Source organism: Streptomyces sp. SID13726, from assembly GCF_010548375.1.
Taxonomy (GTDB): domain Bacteria; phylum Actinomycetota; class Actinomycetes; order Streptomycetales; family Streptomycetaceae; genus Streptomyces.
In genome coordinates, this window is the sequence record NZ_JAAGLY010000855.1 from 1 (window position 1) to 386 (window position 386).

At 71.0% G+C, this 386-nt stretch carries 1 protein-coding gene; it reads right to left on the reverse strand.

Translation table 11 applies throughout. The features are described 5' to 3' along the window. A partial coding sequence (locus G3I78_RS50665; RefSeq protein WP_164437431.1) for a glycosyltransferase family 39 protein occupies positions 1–386 on the reverse strand: 386 nt, incomplete at both ends.

The window sequence follows — 386 nt, forward strand, 5'->3', positions numbered from 1 at the left end:
CAGGCACCCGAACGCGACGAGCACCCAGATCATGAGCATGTTGTCGAGCAGGCCCGTGCGCGAGTGCACGATCGCCTCGCCGTCCACGGCCATGAGCGCGCCCGCGACGATCCCCATCGCGGTCGACGCGAACAGCCGTCGCGCGATCCGCGCCACGAGCACGACGGCGACCACCCCGACGACCGCGGACGCGATCCGCCACGTCCACGGGTTCTCGGCACCGCCGAAGAACCTCATGCCGAGGGCGATCATCCACTTGCCGAGCGGCGGGTGGACCACGTAGTCGGCCGTCGGGAGGAACGAGCTCACGTCCCCCGCCTCGAACGCCGGGTTGGGCTCCTCGGGCCAGTCGGCCTCGTACCCGACCTGGAGCAGCGTCCACGCCT